The sequence below is a fragment of the Rhodopseudomonas sp. genome, from assembly GCF_013377015.1.
Classification (GTDB): domain Bacteria; phylum Pseudomonadota; class Alphaproteobacteria; order Rhizobiales; family Xanthobacteraceae; genus JARJEH01.
Genome location: NZ_JACABA010000025.1, coordinates 745 through 1,483 on the forward strand (window position 1 = coordinate 745; position 739 = coordinate 1,483).

The window sequence follows — 739 nt, forward strand, 5'->3', positions numbered from 1 at the left end:
GCACATTGGGGCGCTCGACCAGGGCGGTCACTTCATCGAGCAGGGCATCATCGTCGATCGGCTGACCACCGGCTTTTGCAGCCGCCGCCGCAAGCTGGCGTGCAATTTCGGCGCGGCGCGCGGCGAAGCCGGGAATCACGGCGCCCTCGCCCTCGAGCTTGGCGGCATAGCCGTCGGCGTCGACAATGACAATGGGATCAACGGTCGCCTCGAAGCGGTGGCCGTGAGTCTCGCGACCGGCCGCGAGGCCCAGCACGGAGATCGGCACCACGTCCGCGCCATGCAGCGCAACGAGGCCGTGCGCGGGACGCACAAAATTCACGGAACTCCAGCCGTCGGCGAGCTGATAGGTCATCACCTTGGGAATGGGCAGTGCGGAGAGTGCGGCTTCGAGTGCTTTCTGCAAACCCTCGGCAAGCGTCGCGCCCTTCACCATGCTGTCGAAGTAGAGTACCTCGGCCTTGCCGTCCGACTCGCGGCGCAGCTGCGGCACGACGGAAGCATCGGCACCGAGCGCGGCAAGTTTTTTCAGCAGCGTGGGCGTGGCAGTGCCGCTCGCGTCGAGACCGACCGCGGCGGGCATCAACTTCTGCGCGACCGACTTGTCTGCGGCGCGTGAGGACACCTGCGTCACATGCGCGGCAAGGCGGCGCGGCGACGCGAAGGGCGTGACCAACGACGCATCGTTACCGAGACCCTGGGCCTTCAATCACTGGCGCCGCGTCTGGCCAAACACTTC

Annotated in this window: 1 protein-coding gene; it reads right to left on the reverse strand. The window is 66.8% G+C overall.

Annotated features, from left to right (window positions below; genetic code table 11):
* Positions 1-709, reverse strand: a 709-nt coding sequence (locus HXX15_RS23090) for a glycine--tRNA ligase subunit beta (RefSeq protein ID WP_296519251.1), incomplete at its 3' end; no start/stop codon positions are given.
* Between the last annotated feature and the right edge of the window lie 30 nt (positions 710-739).